Source organism: Methylobacterium ajmalii (assembly GCF_016613415.1).
Taxonomy (GTDB): domain Bacteria; phylum Pseudomonadota; class Alphaproteobacteria; order Rhizobiales; family Beijerinckiaceae; genus Methylobacterium; species Methylobacterium ajmalii.
Genome location: NZ_JACWCT010000072.1, coordinates 47,478 through 61,446, shown reverse-complemented (window position 1 = coordinate 61,446; position 13,969 = coordinate 47,478). Strand labels below are relative to the sequence as shown.

Annotated in this window: 14 protein-coding genes; 8 read left to right on the top strand and 6 right to left on the bottom strand. The window is 70.9% G+C overall.

Annotated elements, in window-relative coordinates:
* Positions 1 to 4: 4 nt before the first annotated feature.
* From HPY23_RS13730 to HPY23_RS13705, 6 genes are all read left to right on the top strand, one after another.
* Positions 5 to 1,483 carry a 2-oxo acid dehydrogenase subunit E2 gene (locus tag HPY23_RS13730; RefSeq protein WP_091888526.1) on the top strand — a complete coding sequence of 493 codons (1,479 nt, stop codon included), beginning with the start codon at positions 5 to 7 and terminating at the stop codon, positions 1,481 to 1,483.
* A 70-nt stretch (positions 1,484 to 1,553) separates the two neighbouring features.
* Positions 1,554 to 1,949, top strand: coding sequence for an endonuclease domain-containing protein (locus tag HPY23_RS13725; RefSeq protein ID WP_091888524.1), 396 nt, complete (start codon positions 1,554 to 1,556; stop codon positions 1,947 to 1,949).
* Positions 1,950 to 3,386: a dihydrolipoyl dehydrogenase gene (gene lpdA, locus HPY23_RS13720; RefSeq protein ID WP_091888522.1), complete on the top strand. Its 1,437-nt coding sequence runs from the start codon at positions 1,950 to 1,952 to the stop codon at positions 3,384 to 3,386.
* 102 nt (positions 3,387 to 3,488) lie between these two features.
* Positions 3,489 to 3,758 (top strand): hypothetical protein, encoded by a 270-nt coding sequence (locus tag HPY23_RS13715; protein ID WP_063920113.1) that lies wholly within the window; start codon positions 3,489 to 3,491, stop codon positions 3,756 to 3,758.
* Positions 3,759 to 3,895: 137 nt separating this feature from the next.
* A complete protein-coding gene (locus tag HPY23_RS13710) occupies positions 3,896 to 4,375 on the top strand; it encodes a nuclear transport factor 2 family protein (protein WP_091888520.1) in 480 nt (159 codons plus the stop codon).
* Between the two features lie 103 nt (positions 4,376 to 4,478).
* On the top strand, positions 4,479 to 4,787 hold the full coding sequence (locus HPY23_RS13705) for a phage holin family protein (protein ID WP_244537627.1): 309 nt from the start codon (positions 4,479 to 4,481) through the stop codon (positions 4,785 to 4,787).
* A gap of 392 nt (positions 4,788 to 5,179) precedes the next feature.
* Here the strand turns inward: HPY23_RS13705 and HPY23_RS13700 are convergent, their stop codons facing one another.
* The 4 genes from HPY23_RS13700 to HPY23_RS13685 form a co-directional block, all read right to left on the bottom strand.
* Positions 5,180 to 6,157, bottom strand: coding sequence for a phosphoribosylaminoimidazolesuccinocarboxamide synthase (locus tag HPY23_RS13700; protein ID WP_091888604.1), 978 nt, complete (start codon positions 6,155 to 6,157; stop codon positions 5,180 to 5,182).
* Between the two features lie 11 nt (positions 6,158 to 6,168).
* Complete coding sequence (gene gyrB, locus HPY23_RS13695) at positions 6,169 to 8,604, bottom strand: DNA topoisomerase (ATP-hydrolyzing) subunit B (RefSeq protein WP_091888516.1); 2,436 nt, start codon at positions 8,602 to 8,604, stop codon at positions 6,169 to 6,171.
* Positions 8,605 to 8,936: 332 nt separating this feature from the next.
* Positions 8,937 to 9,899, bottom strand: coding sequence for an aldo/keto reductase (locus HPY23_RS13690; RefSeq protein WP_091888514.1), 963 nt, complete (start codon positions 9,897 to 9,899; stop codon positions 8,937 to 8,939).
* A 10-nt stretch (positions 9,900 to 9,909) separates the two neighbouring features.
* Complete coding sequence (locus tag HPY23_RS13685; RefSeq protein WP_060847624.1) at positions 9,910 to 10,551, bottom strand: MBL fold metallo-hydrolase; 642 nt, start codon at positions 10,549 to 10,551, stop codon at positions 9,910 to 9,912.
* 155 nt (positions 10,552 to 10,706) lie between these two features.
* Here HPY23_RS13685 and HPY23_RS13680 point away from each other — a divergent pair, with 155 nt between their 5' ends.
* Together HPY23_RS13680 and HPY23_RS13675 are read left to right on the top strand one after the other, a co-directional pair.
* Positions 10,707 to 11,063 (top strand): VOC family protein, encoded by a 357-nt coding sequence (locus tag HPY23_RS13680; protein ID WP_060847623.1) that lies wholly within the window; start codon positions 10,707 to 10,709, stop codon positions 11,061 to 11,063.
* A gap of 247 nt (positions 11,064 to 11,310) precedes the next feature.
* The gene (locus HPY23_RS13675; protein ID WP_091888512.1) at positions 11,311 to 12,099 is read left to right on the top strand and encodes a DUF2189 domain-containing protein; all 789 of its coding nucleotides are present in this window, start codon (positions 11,311 to 11,313) and stop codon (positions 12,097 to 12,099) included.
* Positions 12,100 to 12,115: 16 nt separating this feature from the next.
* Here HPY23_RS13675 and HPY23_RS13670 read toward each other — a convergent pair whose 3' ends face one another.
* Both HPY23_RS13670 and HPY23_RS13665 read right to left on the bottom strand, forming a co-directional pair.
* Positions 12,116 to 13,333, bottom strand: a complete 1,218-nt coding sequence (locus HPY23_RS13670; protein WP_175540015.1) for a serine hydrolase domain-containing protein — start codon at positions 13,331 to 13,333, stop codon at positions 12,116 to 12,118.
* Entirely contained in the window at positions 13,326 to 13,880 is a 555-nt protein-coding gene (locus HPY23_RS13665) for a GNAT family N-acetyltransferase (protein ID WP_091888510.1), read from the bottom strand. Before HPY23_RS13665 ends, HPY23_RS13670 begins: the two co-directional genes overlap by 8 nt.
* Positions 13,881 to 13,969: the final 89 nt, after the last annotated feature.

Genomic DNA, 13,969 nt, shown 5'->3' with positions numbered 1-13,969 from the left:
ATCCATGCCGATCAACGTCCTGATGCCCGCCCTCTCGCCGACCATGGAGAAGGGCAACCTCGCCAAGTGGCTCAAGAAGGAGGGCGACGCGATCAAGTCCGGCGACGTGCTCGCCGAGATCGAGACCGACAAGGCGACCATGGAGGTCGAGGCGGTCGACGAGGGCGTGCTCGCCAAGATCGTGGTGCCGGAGGGCACCGCCGACGTGCCGGTCAACGAGCTGATCGCGCTCATCGCCGAGGAGGGCGAGGATCCCGGCAGCGTGACGGCCGGCGGCGCCCAGCCGGAGAAGACGGCGGATGCGCCCGCCAAGGCGGATAAGCCCGACGCGGCGAAGACCCAGGCGCCCGCCGGCAACGAGACGCCCGGCGGCGGCACGATGTCGTACGAGCGGGTCGACACGGCCCCGGAAGGCGCGCGCCCGGCGGGCGGCAAGACCGCGGACGGCGCTCCTGCCGGGCAGCCTGAGGGCGGCCGCCGGTTCGCCTCGCCGCTCGCCCGCCGCATCGCCAAGCAGGAAGGCGTCGACCTCGGCGCCGTGCAGGGCTCGGGCCCGCACGGCCGGATCATCGAGCGCGATGTGCGCGCCGCCCTCGAAGGCGGGACCGCCAAGACTGCGTCGAAGGATGCTGCGTCGAAGGCCGCATCGACCTCGGCGCCCAAGCCCGAGAATCGGGAGGCCCCGGCCGCCAAGGAGACCCCCGCGGCGAAGCCCGCTCCTGCGGCGGCCGCACCGTCCGGCCTCACGGCCAAGCAGGTGATGGGGATGTTCGAGCCGGGCTCCTACGAGGAGGTGCCCCTCGACGGCATGCGCAAGACCATCGCCAAGCGCCTGGTCGAGTCGAAGCAGACCGTCCCGCACTTCTACCTCTCCCTCGACGTCGAGCTCGACGCGCTGCTCTCCCTGCGCGAGCAGGTCAACGCCGGGGCGACGAAGGACAAGGACGGCAAGCCGGCCTTCAAGCTTTCGGTCAACGACTTCGTCATCAAGGCGCTGGCGCTGGCGCTGCAGCGGGTGCCGGCGGCGAATTCCGTCTGGGCCGAGGACCGTACCTTACGCTTCCGCCACTCCGATGTCGGCGTCGCGGTGGCGATCGACGGCGGGCTGTTCACGCCGGTGATCCGCAAGGCGGAGCAGAAGACGCTCTCGACCATCTCGGCCGAGATGAAGGATCTCGCCGCCCGCGCCCGCACCAAGAAGCTCAAGCCCGAGGAGTACCAGGGCGGCACCACGGCGGTGTCGAACCTCGGCATGTTCGGCATCAAGTCGTTCGGCGCGGTCATCAACCCGCCGCACGGCACCATCCTGGCGGTCGGCGCCGGCGAGGCCCGGGTGGTGGCGAAGAACGGCGCCCCCGCGGTGGTCCAGGCGATGACGGTGACGCTCTCCTGCGACCACCGGGTGGTCGACGGGGCGTTGGGCGCCGAGTTGCTCGCCGCCTTCAAGGGCCTGATCGAGAGCCCGATGGGCATGCTGGTCTAGCACTTTCCCCTCCCCACAAGGGGGAGGGGAAGCGCTCTACTTTCGTGCCGATCGGCGGAAGAGATTGTGGATGCCCTGGAACGGATCGCCCGATCAGTCGGCATCACCGCGCGCAAAAGCGAATGCCAAGGTTATGCGGCACGCTCTCACGCCTGCGGAAAAGCGGCTGTGGTGGCACCTGCGCCACCGGCTGCCGGTCGAAGGGTCCCATTTCCGTAGGCAGGTCGCCATAGGCTCCTACGTCGCCGATTTCTGCTGCCTCGGAGCCCGGCTGATCGTCGAGGTCGATGGCGGCCAGCACGGTTTTGACGACCACCAAGCCTACGACGCCGCACGCACGGCCGCCCTCGAAGCGCGCGGCTTCCGGGTCCTGCGCTTCTCAAACGCGGATGTCATTTTCGCGATCGACGACACGCTCGACACGATCATTGCCGCCCTGGCCGCCCCGCCCTCCCCGGAGACCTGAATGTCCGACACCTACGACGTCCTCATCATCGGCGCCGGTCCCGGCGGCTACGTCGCGGCGATCCGGGCGGCCCAGCTCGGCTTCAAGACGGCGGTGGTCGACCGCGAGCACTTAGGCGGCATCTGCCTCAACTGGGGCTGCATCCCCACCAAGGCGCTGCTGCGCTCGGCCGAGATCTACCACTACATGCAGCACGCCAAGGATTACGGCCTGACGGCGGACAACGTCGGCTTCGACGTCTCCGCCATCGTCAAGCGCTCGCGCGGCGTGTCGGCTCGGCTCAACGGCGGCGTCGGCATGCTGTTGAAGAAGAACAAGGTCGACGTGATCTGGGGCGAGGCCGCGATCGAGGTCGCGCCGAAGGGCAACGAGCCCGGCCGGGTCGTGGTCAAGGAGACCACGCGCGCCGAGGCCCCGAAGGGCGCCAAGGCGGCGGGCACCTACCAGGCCAAGCACATCGTGGTGGCGACCGGCGCCCGGCCGCGGGCGATTCCGGGCATCGAGCCGGACAGACGCCAGATCTGGACCTATTACGAGGCCATGGTCCCGGAGAGGATGCCCAAGAGCCTGCTGGTGATGGGCTCGGGCGCGATCGGCATCGAGTTCGCCTCGTTCTACCGCACCATGGGCGCGGAGGTGACGGTGGTGGAATTGCTGCCGCAGATCCTGCCGGTGGAGGACCACGAGATCGCGGCGCATGCCCGCAAGCGCTTCGAGAAGCAGGGCATCAAGATCCTCACCGGCGCCAAGGTGACCAAGGTCGCGAAGGGCGATGCGGTCACCGCCACGGTCGAGACCGAGGGCGGCAAGACGCAGGAGATCAAGGCCGAGATCCTGATCTCGGCGGTCGGCGTCGTCGGCAACATCGAGAGCCTCGGCCTGGAGAAGCTGGGGGTCGCCATCGAGCGCGGCATCGTCGCCACCGACGGGCTCGGGCGCACGAATGTGCCGGGGATCTACGCCATCGGCGACGTCGCCGGTCCGCCGATGCTCGCCCACAAGGCCGAGCACGAGGGCGTGACCTGCGTCGAGACCATCAAGGGCCTGCACACCCACCCGATGGACAAGGGGAAGATTCCGGGCTGCACCTATTGCCAGCCGCAGATCGCGTCCGTCGGCCTGACCGAGGCGAAGGCCAAGGAGCAGGGCTTCGACGTGCGGGTCGGCCGCTTCCCCTTCGCGGGCAACGGCAAGGCGATCGCGCTCGGCGAGCCCGACGGTCTGGTGAAGACGATCTTCGACCGCAAGACCGGCCAGCTGCTCGGCGCCCACATGGTCGGGGCCGAGGTGACCGAGCTGATCCAGGGCTACGTCGTCGCGATGAATCTCGAGACCACCGAGGAAGAGCTGATGCACACGGTCTTCCCGCACCCGACGCTCTCGGAGATGATGCACGAGAGCGTGCTCGACGCCTATGGGCGGGTGATCCACGCGTGATCGCCCCCCGGCCCTTCCGGCAACGCAATCCAGCTGTGCCGCGAACCGGAAGGCCGGGCTCGGTGTTGACGCCTCGGAAAGACCCGGAGACGTCGAATGTGGATGCCGTTGACCCGTGCCGCCCGCCTGGCGGCGGCGGTTGGGGCCGTTGCGATCCTGATGCCCGCCCTGGCGAATGCCCAGGGCACCGAGCGGCAGCGCCTGGCCTGCATGACGGACGCCATGACGCTGTGCTCGCGGGACGTGCCCGACACGCGGCGCATCGAGCGCTGCCTGCGTCGCAACTACGACCGCATCAGCGCGCCCTGCCAGAGCGAGCTCGATGCCGCCGGTACGGCCACCGGCGCGGGCGCGCCTCCGTCCGGCCGCTGAGCGCGGCCAGCCCTCCCCCTGCCGTCCGCCGGCGCGATGGTCAGCGCCCGCCTCCGGCGCTAAGCTCGAACGGCGCGAGACGGCGCGGCGCCGGCGGCTTCAGGCCGCCCGGCGACCTGACGAGCGGGAGGACGATCATGGAACGGACGACGATGGGCTCGCGGCGGGGCCTGCTGGCGGGCCTCGCCGCGGGTGTGGCGGCGCCGATGCTCGCGACCGGCGCGAGCCCGGCGCGGGCCGCGGACGAGAGCGAGGCGGTGGGCCGCCGGCTCGAGGCCCTGCGGGCCGCGATCGTCGAGGGCGACGCCAAGGCCCTCGACGCGCTGACCCACCCGCAGCTGAGCTACGGCCATTCGAGCGGGCGCAAGATCGAGACCCAGGCGCAGTTCGTCGCCAGCCTCGCCGGCAAGACCAACTACAAGTCGCTGACCTTCTCGGAGCAGTGGTTCCAGGTCGTCGGCGACACCGCCATGGTCCGCCACGTCTGGGACGGCGCCGACATCCTGCCGAACGGCGAGACCGGGCGCTCCTACATCGCGGTGCTGCAGGTCTGGCTCAAGGAGGACAGCACCTGGCGGCTGCTCGCGCGCCAGAGCTGCCCGCTCAAGCCGGCCTGACGGAGACCGGGAACGACGGTCAAGCTCGGGCGTTCTCGCTCGCGCCGCGATGTTCGGGACGCGGGGCGAGCGGGAGCGTGGAGCGGTGCGGTCCGACCGGCAGGTGAGCACGATCAGGTTGGTCGCCGAGGCGGTACGCCTCGCCAGCAACCTCGCCGTCAAGGAAATCACGCTGTTCTCGAGCGAGGTCGACCGGATCGCCCGGGTCGTCTCGACCTGGACGCTGTGGGGCGGCCTCATCGTGCTGCTCGCCTGCGTCAGCGGGTTCCTGCTGCTGATGGCCCTGGTGAAGGGCCTCGGCGCGCTGATCGGCTCGGAGGCCATCGCCGCGGTGATCGGGGCGGCGCCCTTCGTGCTCGCGGCCGTGTTGCTGACCGTCTGGGGCCTGCGCAAGATGGACGTGCGGCGGTAGCGCGATCGACGTCCCCGCGACGGCTCGATTCGGCGATGCCGCAAGCCGTACTTTCGCGCGGTCATGCGCCGCGAGCATGACCGTTGTGCGGTGCAATCGATTGCACTGTGCGCCGCAACATGGGAGAAGGATGACGCACCGCAGCGATGGCGTCGCGGCGGTGCAGCCCTCTTTGGGCGTTTCCTCCCTAGACTTCGGGCCGCCTCGCAAGGGCGGCCTTTTTTCTTATGCTGGTCGTTTTGGGCCGCGCGGTCTTGCCCGGACGACCACTTTCTCGACAGGCACGACCCTGCGTGTTCCGCCTCGGCGTCCGGACGAGGTTCGGCATTGCCGCGTCGAGAGCCGCACCGGTGCGGCTCCCCTGGGTTCATCGGGATGAATGCCCCAGCCCGTCAGGCCGCCAGGTAGGCCGCGATGTTGCGGCGAATGCGGTCGAGCGGCGCCTCGCGCGTGTCCGGCAGGGCGAAGCGCTCGCCCGTGATCGTCTCGAACGCGCTGACATAGGTGGCGGCGGTCTGCAGCACCACTTCGTGCGGGATCTCCGGTACGGCGTCGCGGTAGGGGTCGCAGCGGGCCGCGACCCAGTTGCGGACCACGTCCTTGTCGAAGCTCTCCGGGAGGGTGCCGGCCTCGAAGCGCTCGGCATAGCTCTTCGCGAACCAGTAGCGGCTGCTGTCGGGGGTGTGGATCTCGTCGGCGAGCACGATCCGGCCGTCGGAATCGGTGCCGAACTCGTACTTGGTGTCGGCGAGGATCAGGCCGCGCTCCGCCGCCAGCGCCTGGCCGCGGGCGAACAGCGCCAAAGCCGTCTCCGACAGGGTGCGCCACTGCGCCTCCGTCAGCAGTCCCCGCTCCAGGATCTCGGCGGCGGAGAGCGGCGCGTCGTGGTCGCCGTGGCCGGCCTTGGTGGTGGGGGTGATGATCGGCTGCGGCAGTTGCTCGTGCGGGCGCATCCCGTCCGGCAGGCGGTGGCCGTACATCTCGCGCTGGCCGGCCTTGTACAGGGTCAGGACCGAGGTGCCGGTGCTGCCGGCAAGGTAGCCGCGCACCACGATCTCGACCGGCAGGATGGTGAGGCGCCGCCCCACCACCACGTTCGGGTCGGGATAGGCCAGCACGTGGTTGTCGCAGATGTCCCGCGTCTTCTCGAACCAGTAGCGCGCGGTCTGGGTCAGGACCTGGCCCTTCAGCGGGATCGCGGCGAGCTCCCGGTCGAAGGCGCTCAGGCGGTCGCTGGTGATCAGGATCCGCCGCCCGTCGGGCAGGTCGTAATTGTCCCGCACCTTGCCGCGGTAGTGACCCGGCAACTCCGGCAGGGTCGCCTCGGGCAGGACGTAGTCGGAAAAGGGCGCCAGCGTGGCCGTATCCATCGATCTCACCATCACACGTCGAGATTGGCCACGTTGAGGGCATTCTCCTGGATGAATTCCCGGCGCGGCTCGACCACGTCGCCCATCAGCTTGACGAAGAGGTCGTCGGCGTCGGTCGTGTCCTTGACCTTCACCTGGAGCAGCGAGCGCACGTCGCGGTCGAGCGTGGTCTCCCAGAGCTGCTGGGCGGTCATCTCGCCCAGGCCCTTGTAGCGCTGCAGCTGCAGGCCCTTGCGGCCGAGCGCCATCATGCCCTCGAACAGGGCCACCGGGCCGTACAGCATGGTCTGGTCGCCGCGCCGCACCAGCGTGACGGGGGCGCCGTAGATCTCGCTGAGGGTTTCCGCCCGCTCGTCGAGGCGGCGCGCCTCCTGCGAGTGGATCAGGGCCTCGTCGAGCACCGCGACTTGGCGCACGCCGCGTAAGGTCCGCGACAGCACGTAGCCGCCGTCCTTCGCCTCGCCCTCCCAGCCCTGCTCGATCTCGTCCGCGATGGCGTTGAGGCGCCGGGCGATCTCGTCGGCCACCACCTCGGCCTCGGCCGGGTTGCCGGCCACCGACGGGCGCAGCGCCCCGGCGATCGCCGCCTGCTCGACCACGACGCGGTCGTAGCGCGAGTGCATCCCGTGCAGGATCTGGCGCACGCCGCGCGCCTCGTCGACCAGCGTCTTCAGCTGGGCGCCCCCGAACTCGGTGCCGGTGGCGAGCTTGAGCACCGCCCCGTCGACGCCGCCGTCGATCAGGTAGTCCTCGAGCGCCCGGTCGTCCTTGAGGTAGAGCGCGGTCTTGCCCTTCTGGGCTTTGTAGAGCGGCGGCTGGGCGATGTAGAGGTGGCCGCGGTCGATCAGCTCCGGCATCTGGCGGAAGAAGAACGTCAGCAGCAGGGTACGGATGTGCGAGCCGTCGACGTCCGCATCGGTCATGATGATGATGCGGTGGTAGCGCAGCTTGTCGGGGTTGAAGGCGTGGGCGCCGTCCCGGCCGATGCCGGTGCCGAGCGCGGTGATCAGCGTGCCGATCTCCTGGCTCGACAGCATCTTGTCGAGCCGCGCCCGCTCGACGTTGAGGATTTTTCCGCGCAACGGCAGAACAGCTTGGAACGTTCTGTCGCGGCCCTGCTTGGCCGAGCCGCCGGCGGAGTCACCCTCGACCAGCAGGATCTCGCATTTCGACGGGTCGCGCTCCTGGCAGTCGGCGAGCTTGCCGGGCAGCGAGGCGATGTCGAGGGCGCCCTTGCGGGTGGTGAGGTCGCGGGCCTTGCGGGCGGCCTCGCGGGCGGCCGCCGCCAGCGCAACCTTGGCGGCGATGGTGCGGGCCTCGCTCGGATGCTCCTCGAGCCAGCTGCCCAGGGTCTCGTTGAGCACGCCCTCGACGGCGGGACGCACCTCCGAAGAGACGAGCTTGTCCTTGGTCTGGGACGAGAATTTCGGGTCCGGCACCTTGACCGAGACCACCGCGGTCAGCCCCTCGCGGCAATCGTCGCCGGTCAGGGAGACCTTCTCGCGCTTCGTCACCCCGCTCGATTCGGCGTAGCCGGTGATCTGTCGCGTCAGGGCGGCGCGGAACCCCGCGAGGTGGGTGCCGCCGTCGCGCTGCGGGATGTTGTTGGTGAAGCAGAGGACGTTCTCGTGGTAGCTGTCGTTCCACCACAGGGCGACCTCGACGCCGATGCCGTCGCGCTCCTGGCGCAGGACGATCGGCGCCTCGATCAGGGCGGGCTTCGCCCGGTCGAGGTAGCGCACGAAGGCCTCGACGCCGCCGTCATAGACCAGCTCGTCGCGCTTGTGCTCGGCGTGGCGGGCATCGGTCAGCACGATGCGCACGCCGGAATTGAGGAAGGCCAGCTCGCGCAGGCGCTTCTCGAGGGTCGCGTAGTCGAACTCGACCTGCGTGAAGGTCTCGGTCGAGGGCAGGAAGCTGACCTCGGTGCCGCGCCGGTCGTTGGCCGGGCCGACGGCGGCGAGCGGCGCCACGGCGTCGCCGTGGCGGAACTCCATCGCGTGCTCCTGGCCGGCGCGCCAGATGCGCAGGCGCAGCCAGGACGACAGGGCGTTCACCACCGAGACGCCGACGCCGTGCAGGCCGCCCGAGACCTTGTAGGAGTTCTGGTCGAACTTACCGCCGGCATGCAGCTGGGTCATGATGACCTCGGCCGCCGAGACGCCCTCCTCCGGGTGGATGTCGGTCGGGATGCCGCGACCGTTGTCGGAGACCGTGCAGGAGCCGTCCGCGTTGAGTGTGACGGTGACGTGGGTCGCGTGGCCGGCCAGCGCCTCGTCGATGGCATTGTCGACGACCTCGTACACCATGTGGTGCAGGCCCGAGCCGTCGTCGGTGTCGCCGATATACATGCCCGGCCGCTTGCGCACCGCGTCCAGGCCCTTGAGGACCTTGATCGAGTCGGCGCCGTAGGTGTCGGGGGTCTGATCGCGGGCGGGTTCGGCCATGTCGGTTCCTGGTGCGGGCGGGCGCGCGTCGCGGGGTGGCGCGGCCGGCGCGGGCGCCGTGTCTCGCCCCGGCGCCGTCTGGGTCTCGTGTCTCAAGGGTCGGGGGCCGCCGAGGGGGCGGTCCCGCATCTGCCTGATGTAAGCATTCCGCCTTGAAATTGCATCGGTTTTCGGCGCCGTACGGGCGCTTTTCCAGGGTCCGGCGGGGGCTGGACAGAGCCCTCGCGTCCCTCCCCCGGCCGACCATACCGGAGGTCATCTTTCGCCGCACCCCGTTAAGGATCCGCGAACGGGCCGCGCCGGCCCGTGAGCGGGTCCCGGTTCGCCGATGGTCAGCTCTTGAGCGAGCCGCGGCTCGCCTCGTCGAGCCGCGCGACCGCCGCCGGATCGAGGGCGAGCCGCACCCCGCCCAGGAGCTCGTCGAGCTGCGCCACCGAGGTCGCGCTGGCGATCGGCGCGGTGAGGCCCGGCCGGGCGATCAGCCAGGCGAGGGAGACCTGCGCCGGCGTCGCGCCGTGGTCGCGGGCGACCGCGTCGAGGAGGTCGAGGAAGGCGAGCCCGCGCGGGTTGAGGTAGGGCGAGACCCGGGCCTCGCGGGCGCGGCCGGCGGCGGCCCCGGCCTGCCGGTACTTGCCGGTGAGGAAGCCCGCCGCGAGGGAGAAGTAGGAGATCACCCCGATCCCCTCCTCCCGGCACAGCGGCTCGAGCTCGGCCTCGTAATCCTCGCGGTCGGCCAGGCTGTAGCCGGGCTGCAGGCTCTCGTAGCGCGGCAGGTTCTCCCGCGCCGCGACGGCCAGCGCCTCGCGCAGGCGGGCGGCGGAATAGTTCGAGGCGCCGATCGCCCGCACCTTGCCGGCCCGGATCAGCCGGTCGTAGGCCGAAAGCGTCTCCTCCAGCGGCGTCTCGGCATCGTCGGTGTGGGACTGGTAGAGGTCGATCCGGTCGGTCCCGAGCCGGCGCAGGGAGGCCTCCACGGCCTCCTCGACGTAGGCCGCCCGCAAGCCCTTGCGGCCCTCTCCCATGTCCATGCCGACCTTGGTGGCGATCGTCATCCGGTCGCGGGCGCCGCGGTCCTTCAGCCAGCGCCCGATCACCGCCTCCGACTCGCCGCCCCGGTGGCCCGGCGCCCAAGCCGAATAGACGTCGGCGGTGTCGACGAAGGTGAAGCCGGTCTCGAGCAGGCGATCGAGCAGGGCGAAGGAGGTCGCCTCGTCGGCGGTCCAGCCGAAGACGTTGCCGCCGAAGCAGAAGGGCGGGACCGAGAGGCCGGAACGGCCGAGGGGGCGCAGATCCATCAGGGGGCTCCTATCGCAGGAAGGGGTTCGACAGCCGCTCCTGGCCGATCGTGCTCGTCGGGCCGTGGCCGGGGATGAAGGCGACGTCGTCGCCGAGCGGCAGCAGCTTCTCCTTGATCGACGCGATCAGGGCGGCGTGGTCGCCCCCCGGCAGGTCGGTGCGGCCGACCGAGCCGCGAAACAGCACGTCGCCGACCTGGGCGAAGCGGGCGTCCCGGCTCACCAGCACGACGCTGCCCGGGGAATGGCCGGGGCAGTGCAGCACGTCGAAGGTGAGTTCGCCCACCGTCACCGTGTCGCCCTCGGACAGCCAGCGGTCGGGGGTGATCACCTTGGCGCCGTCGATGCCGTAGGCCGCCCCGGTCTCGGGCAGGCTGTCGAGGAGCGGCTTGTCGGCGCGGTGGGGTCCCTCGACCGGCACGCCCAGCGCGTCGCGCAGGTCCGCCGCCCCGCCGGCGTGATCGATGTGGCCGTGGGTGAGCAGGATCTTCTCGACCGTGACGCCGGCCTTGGCGATCGCCGCGCGGATCCGGTCGAGGTCGCCGCCCGGATCGACCACCGCGGCCCGCTTCGTCGCCTCGCACCACAGCAGGGTGCAATTCTGCTGGAACGGGGTGACCGGGATGATCGCGGCGCGGGGCGTGCTCGGCATGGTCGGCCTTGGATGAGGAACGGGTCGCGATCCTTGTAGCGTGGAAGCGGGCGGTGGTGCACCCCGGGGCGGGGCGCACCGGAATCGGCCGGCGGACGCGGCCTCGACAGGCAGGGGCGTTCGGGCTCCGATGCGACGCGACGAGGGAGCGGGCCATGGCCGTGAGGCGTATCGTGACCAACATCCCGGCGACGCGGCTCGATGCGGCGCGGGGCTTCTACGAAGGGGTGCTCGGCCTCGACCTGGTCATGGATCACGGCTGGATCCAGACCTTCGCGGCCTCGGGCGCGTCGGCGCCGCCGCAGGTCAGCGTGGCCTGCGAGGGCGGATCGGGGACGCCGGTTCCCGACCTCTCGGTCGAAGTCGACGACCTGGAGGCCGTGCTCCGGCGCGCGACGGACGCCGGCCTTCCGATCGAGTACGGCCCCGTGGACGAGCCGTGGGGCGTGCGGCGGTTCTACGTCCGCGACCCGTTCGGGCGGCTCGTCAACATCCTGGCCCATCCCGGGTGAGCGGGCCCGTTCCGGGGCCCGTCGCGCGATCGTGTGCGGTCCCGCCTTGGCGTCCGGCCCGCGCCCGCGCTACCGTCGGGCGACGCGGCGGATGTCGTCCGCCCGGTACGAGTAGTCCAGTCTTGATGCGACCGATCCATCCGGCGCCCCCGCGGGCCGGACCGGGCGCCTGAAGGACCGCCGACACGACGGCCCGAACGCGGCCCGGCCTTTCCCGTCGCGGGTGCCCTCCCCCGGAGGACACGCGATGTCGAGTTCGTTCCCCCTCTCCCACGGCTTTACCGCCGCCCGCCCCGCCGTGCGGCGGATCGGCGTTCAGGATCTCAAGGCCGCCCTGTCGCGCGGCGTCGACGATTTCTTGGCGATGCCGACCCACGTCCTGTTCGTGGTGCTGATCTATCCGATCGCCGGCGTGCTCGTCGCGGCGGCGACCTTCGAGCAGAACCTGATCCCGATCCTGTTTCCGCTCGCCGCCGGCTTCGCGCTGATCGGGCCGTTCGCGGCGCTCGGCCTCTACGAGCTGAGCCGGCGCCGGGAATGGGGCCTGCCCGCCGCCTGGACCGATGCCTTCGCGCCGCTCCACGGGCGTTCGGCCCGGGCGGTGATGGCGGTCGGCGTGGTGCTGGCGCTGATCTTCGCGGCCTGGCTCTGCGCCGCCATGGGGCTCTATTGGTCGCTCTACGGCGGGGTGACCGAGCCGTCGGTCTCCGCCTTCCTCGGCGACGTGCTGACCACGCCCCGGGGCTGGACGCTGATCCTCGCCGGCAACCTCGTCGGCGGCGCCTTCTCGCTCCTGGCGCTCGCGGTCAGCGCCGTCTCGATCCCGCTCATCATCGACAAGGACGTGGAGGCCGGCACCGCGATCGAGACCTCGCTGGCGCTGATGCGCGAGAATCCCGGCCCGATGCTCGCCTGGGGCGCGATCGTGGCCGGGATGCTCGTGCTGGGCATGGTGTCGCTGTTCGTCGGGCTGGCGGTGGTGCTGCCGGTGCTCGGCCACGCCACCTGGCACCTCTACCGCCGGGCGGTGGGGTGACGCCCCGGCGCCGCGATCACCCGGTGATCGCCGCGTAGGTCAGCACCCGCAGCTCGCGCCGGATCGGCCAGGTCGAGGACGGCATGAGCTGCGTCAGCATGATCACGAACAGGTCCTCGGCGGGGTCGATCCAGAACGCCGTCGAGGCCGCCCCGCCCCAGGCGACCTCGCCCGAGGTGCCGAGGATCTGGGCCCTGGCCGGATCGAGCATCACCGAGAAGCCGAGCCCGAAGCCGATGCCGCTGTAGCTCGACTCCGAAAAACGCGGCTGGCCCATATCGGCGAGGTCGCCGCGCAGGTGGTTGGCCGTCATCAACTCGACGGTCTTGGCGCCGAGAAGCCGCACGCCGTCGAGCTCGCCCCCACCCAGGACGAAGCGGCAGAACCGGGCGTAGTCGGCCGCCGTCGCGACGAGGCCGCCGCCGCCCGACGGCACCGTGCGGGGCCGGGCGTAGCGGCCCTCGCGGGCATCGTCGATCAGGGTCAGCCGGCCGCCCTCGCCGAGCGCGTAGTTCGAGGCGAAGCGGGAGATCTTCTCCGCGGGCACGTGGAAGTCGGTGTCGACCATGCCGAGCGGCCGGATGATCCGCTCGCGCAGGAAGTCGTCGAAGGATTTTCCCGAGATCACCGCCACGAGGTGGCCGAGCACGTCGGTGGCGATGCTGTAGTTCCACTCCGCCCCCGGCTGGGCGAGGAGCGGCAGGCTCGCGGCCTTCCCCACCACCGCGGCGAGCGAGGTCTCGGCGGTCTGGAAGTCGACCCCCTCCTCCCGGTACATCCGGTCGACCAGCGTCGCGTCCATGAAGCCGTAGCTGAGACCCGACGTGTGGGTCAGGAGATCGCGGAACGTGATGTCGCGCTCCGCCGGCACCGTCTCGGGCTTCGCCCGGCTGCCGCCGACGAGCACCCGCATGTCCCGGAACTCCGGCAGGAAGCGGGTGATGGGATCGTCGAGCTGAAACAGGCCCTCCTCGTACAGCATCAGGATCGCCACCGAGGTCAGCGGCTTCGTCATCGAGTAGATGCGCACGATGGTGTCGGCCTCCATCGGCAGGCCGCGGGCGAGGTCGCGCAGGCCCTCCTGGTGGGAAAACACCACCTGGCCGCGCCGGGCCACCGTCACCGACAGGCCCGGCAGCTTGCCGGCCTCGACGTAGCCCCGCATCCACGGGACGATCCGGCCCAGCCGCTCCGACGAGAGGCCGACTGCCTCCGGGGTTCCGATCTCAAGCACCACGCGGGCTCTCCTGGTGATGGGCGTCGAGTGGTTCTAACGCGGGATCGGCCGCGAGGACGAGTTCCATCAGCACCTCGTCGTGGTAGCGGTCCCCGATCTTCAGGGCCCGGCGCTCGCAGCCGTAGGGGCGAAAGCCCAGCCCCTCGTAGAGCCGCAGGGCCGCGCGGTTTTCGGCCTCGACGGTCAGGCGCAGGGCCTCGACCCGCGGGCGGGCCTCCGCGATGAGCCGATTAAGGAGCGCGGCGCCCAGGCCCAGCCCCCGCGCCTCGTCCCGGACGTAGACCCCCGTCACGTCGCCCTTGTGCCGCAGCTTCGCGCCCTCCTGCAGCACCAGGGTGGCGGTGCCCAGCAGCACCTCGCCCCGGACCGCCCCGAGGGTGAGGTGCTGCTCCAGCCGCGCCCCGAACCAGTCCGGTCCATGTCCGGCGACGTCCCCTAGGGCGGTGCCGAACGAGGCGGGGTGCCGTTCCAGCGCCTCCAGGCGCAACGAGCGGAAGGCCGGGCCGTCGGCGGCCCGAAGGCGGCGGATCGCGATCGCGTGCATCGCCCGAGGGAGTCCGACGGCTCGGGGTCCCGTCAAGCCTCCCGTTGACCACGACCCGGACCTGGTGCGATGCCGGAGCCCAACGAGAC

Coding starts and splice junctions, on each gene's coding strand:
- lpdA (WP_091888522.1), top strand. CDS start 1,950: ATGTCCGACACCTACGACGTCCTCATCATCGGCGCCGGTCCCGGCGGC.
- HPY23_RS13680 (WP_060847623.1), top strand. CDS start 10,707: ATGGCCGTGAGGCGTATCGTGACCAACATCCCGGCGACGCGGCTCGAT.
- HPY23_RS13675 (WP_091888512.1), top strand. CDS start 11,311: ATGTCGAGTTCGTTCCCCCTCTCCCACGGCTTTACCGCCGCCCGCCCC.
- gyrB (WP_091888516.1), bottom strand. CDS start 8,604: ATGGCCGAACCCGCCCGCGATCAGACCCCCGACACCTACGGCGCCGAC.
- HPY23_RS13725 (WP_091888524.1), top strand. CDS start 1,554: ATGCCCTGGAACGGATCGCCCGATCAGTCGGCATCACCGCGCGCAAAA.
- HPY23_RS13665 (WP_091888510.1), bottom strand. CDS start 13,880: ATGCACGCGATCGCGATCCGCCGCCTTCGGGCCGCCGACGGCCCGGCC.
- HPY23_RS13715 (WP_063920113.1), top strand. CDS start 3,489: ATGCCGTTGACCCGTGCCGCCCGCCTGGCGGCGGCGGTTGGGGCCGTT.
- HPY23_RS13700 (WP_091888604.1), bottom strand. CDS start 6,157: ATGGATACGGCCACGCTGGCGCCCTTTTCCGACTACGTCCTGCCCGAG.
- HPY23_RS13690 (WP_091888514.1), bottom strand. CDS start 9,899: ATGGATCTGCGCCCCCTCGGCCGTTCCGGCCTCTCGGTCCCGCCCTTC.
- HPY23_RS13730 (WP_091888526.1), top strand. CDS start 5: ATGCCGATCAACGTCCTGATGCCCGCCCTCTCGCCGACCATGGAGAAG.
- HPY23_RS13710 (WP_091888520.1), top strand. CDS start 3,896: ATGGAACGGACGACGATGGGCTCGCGGCGGGGCCTGCTGGCGGGCCTC.
- HPY23_RS13685 (WP_060847624.1), bottom strand. CDS start 10,551: ATGCCGAGCACGCCCCGCGCCGCGATCATCCCGGTCACCCCGTTCCAG.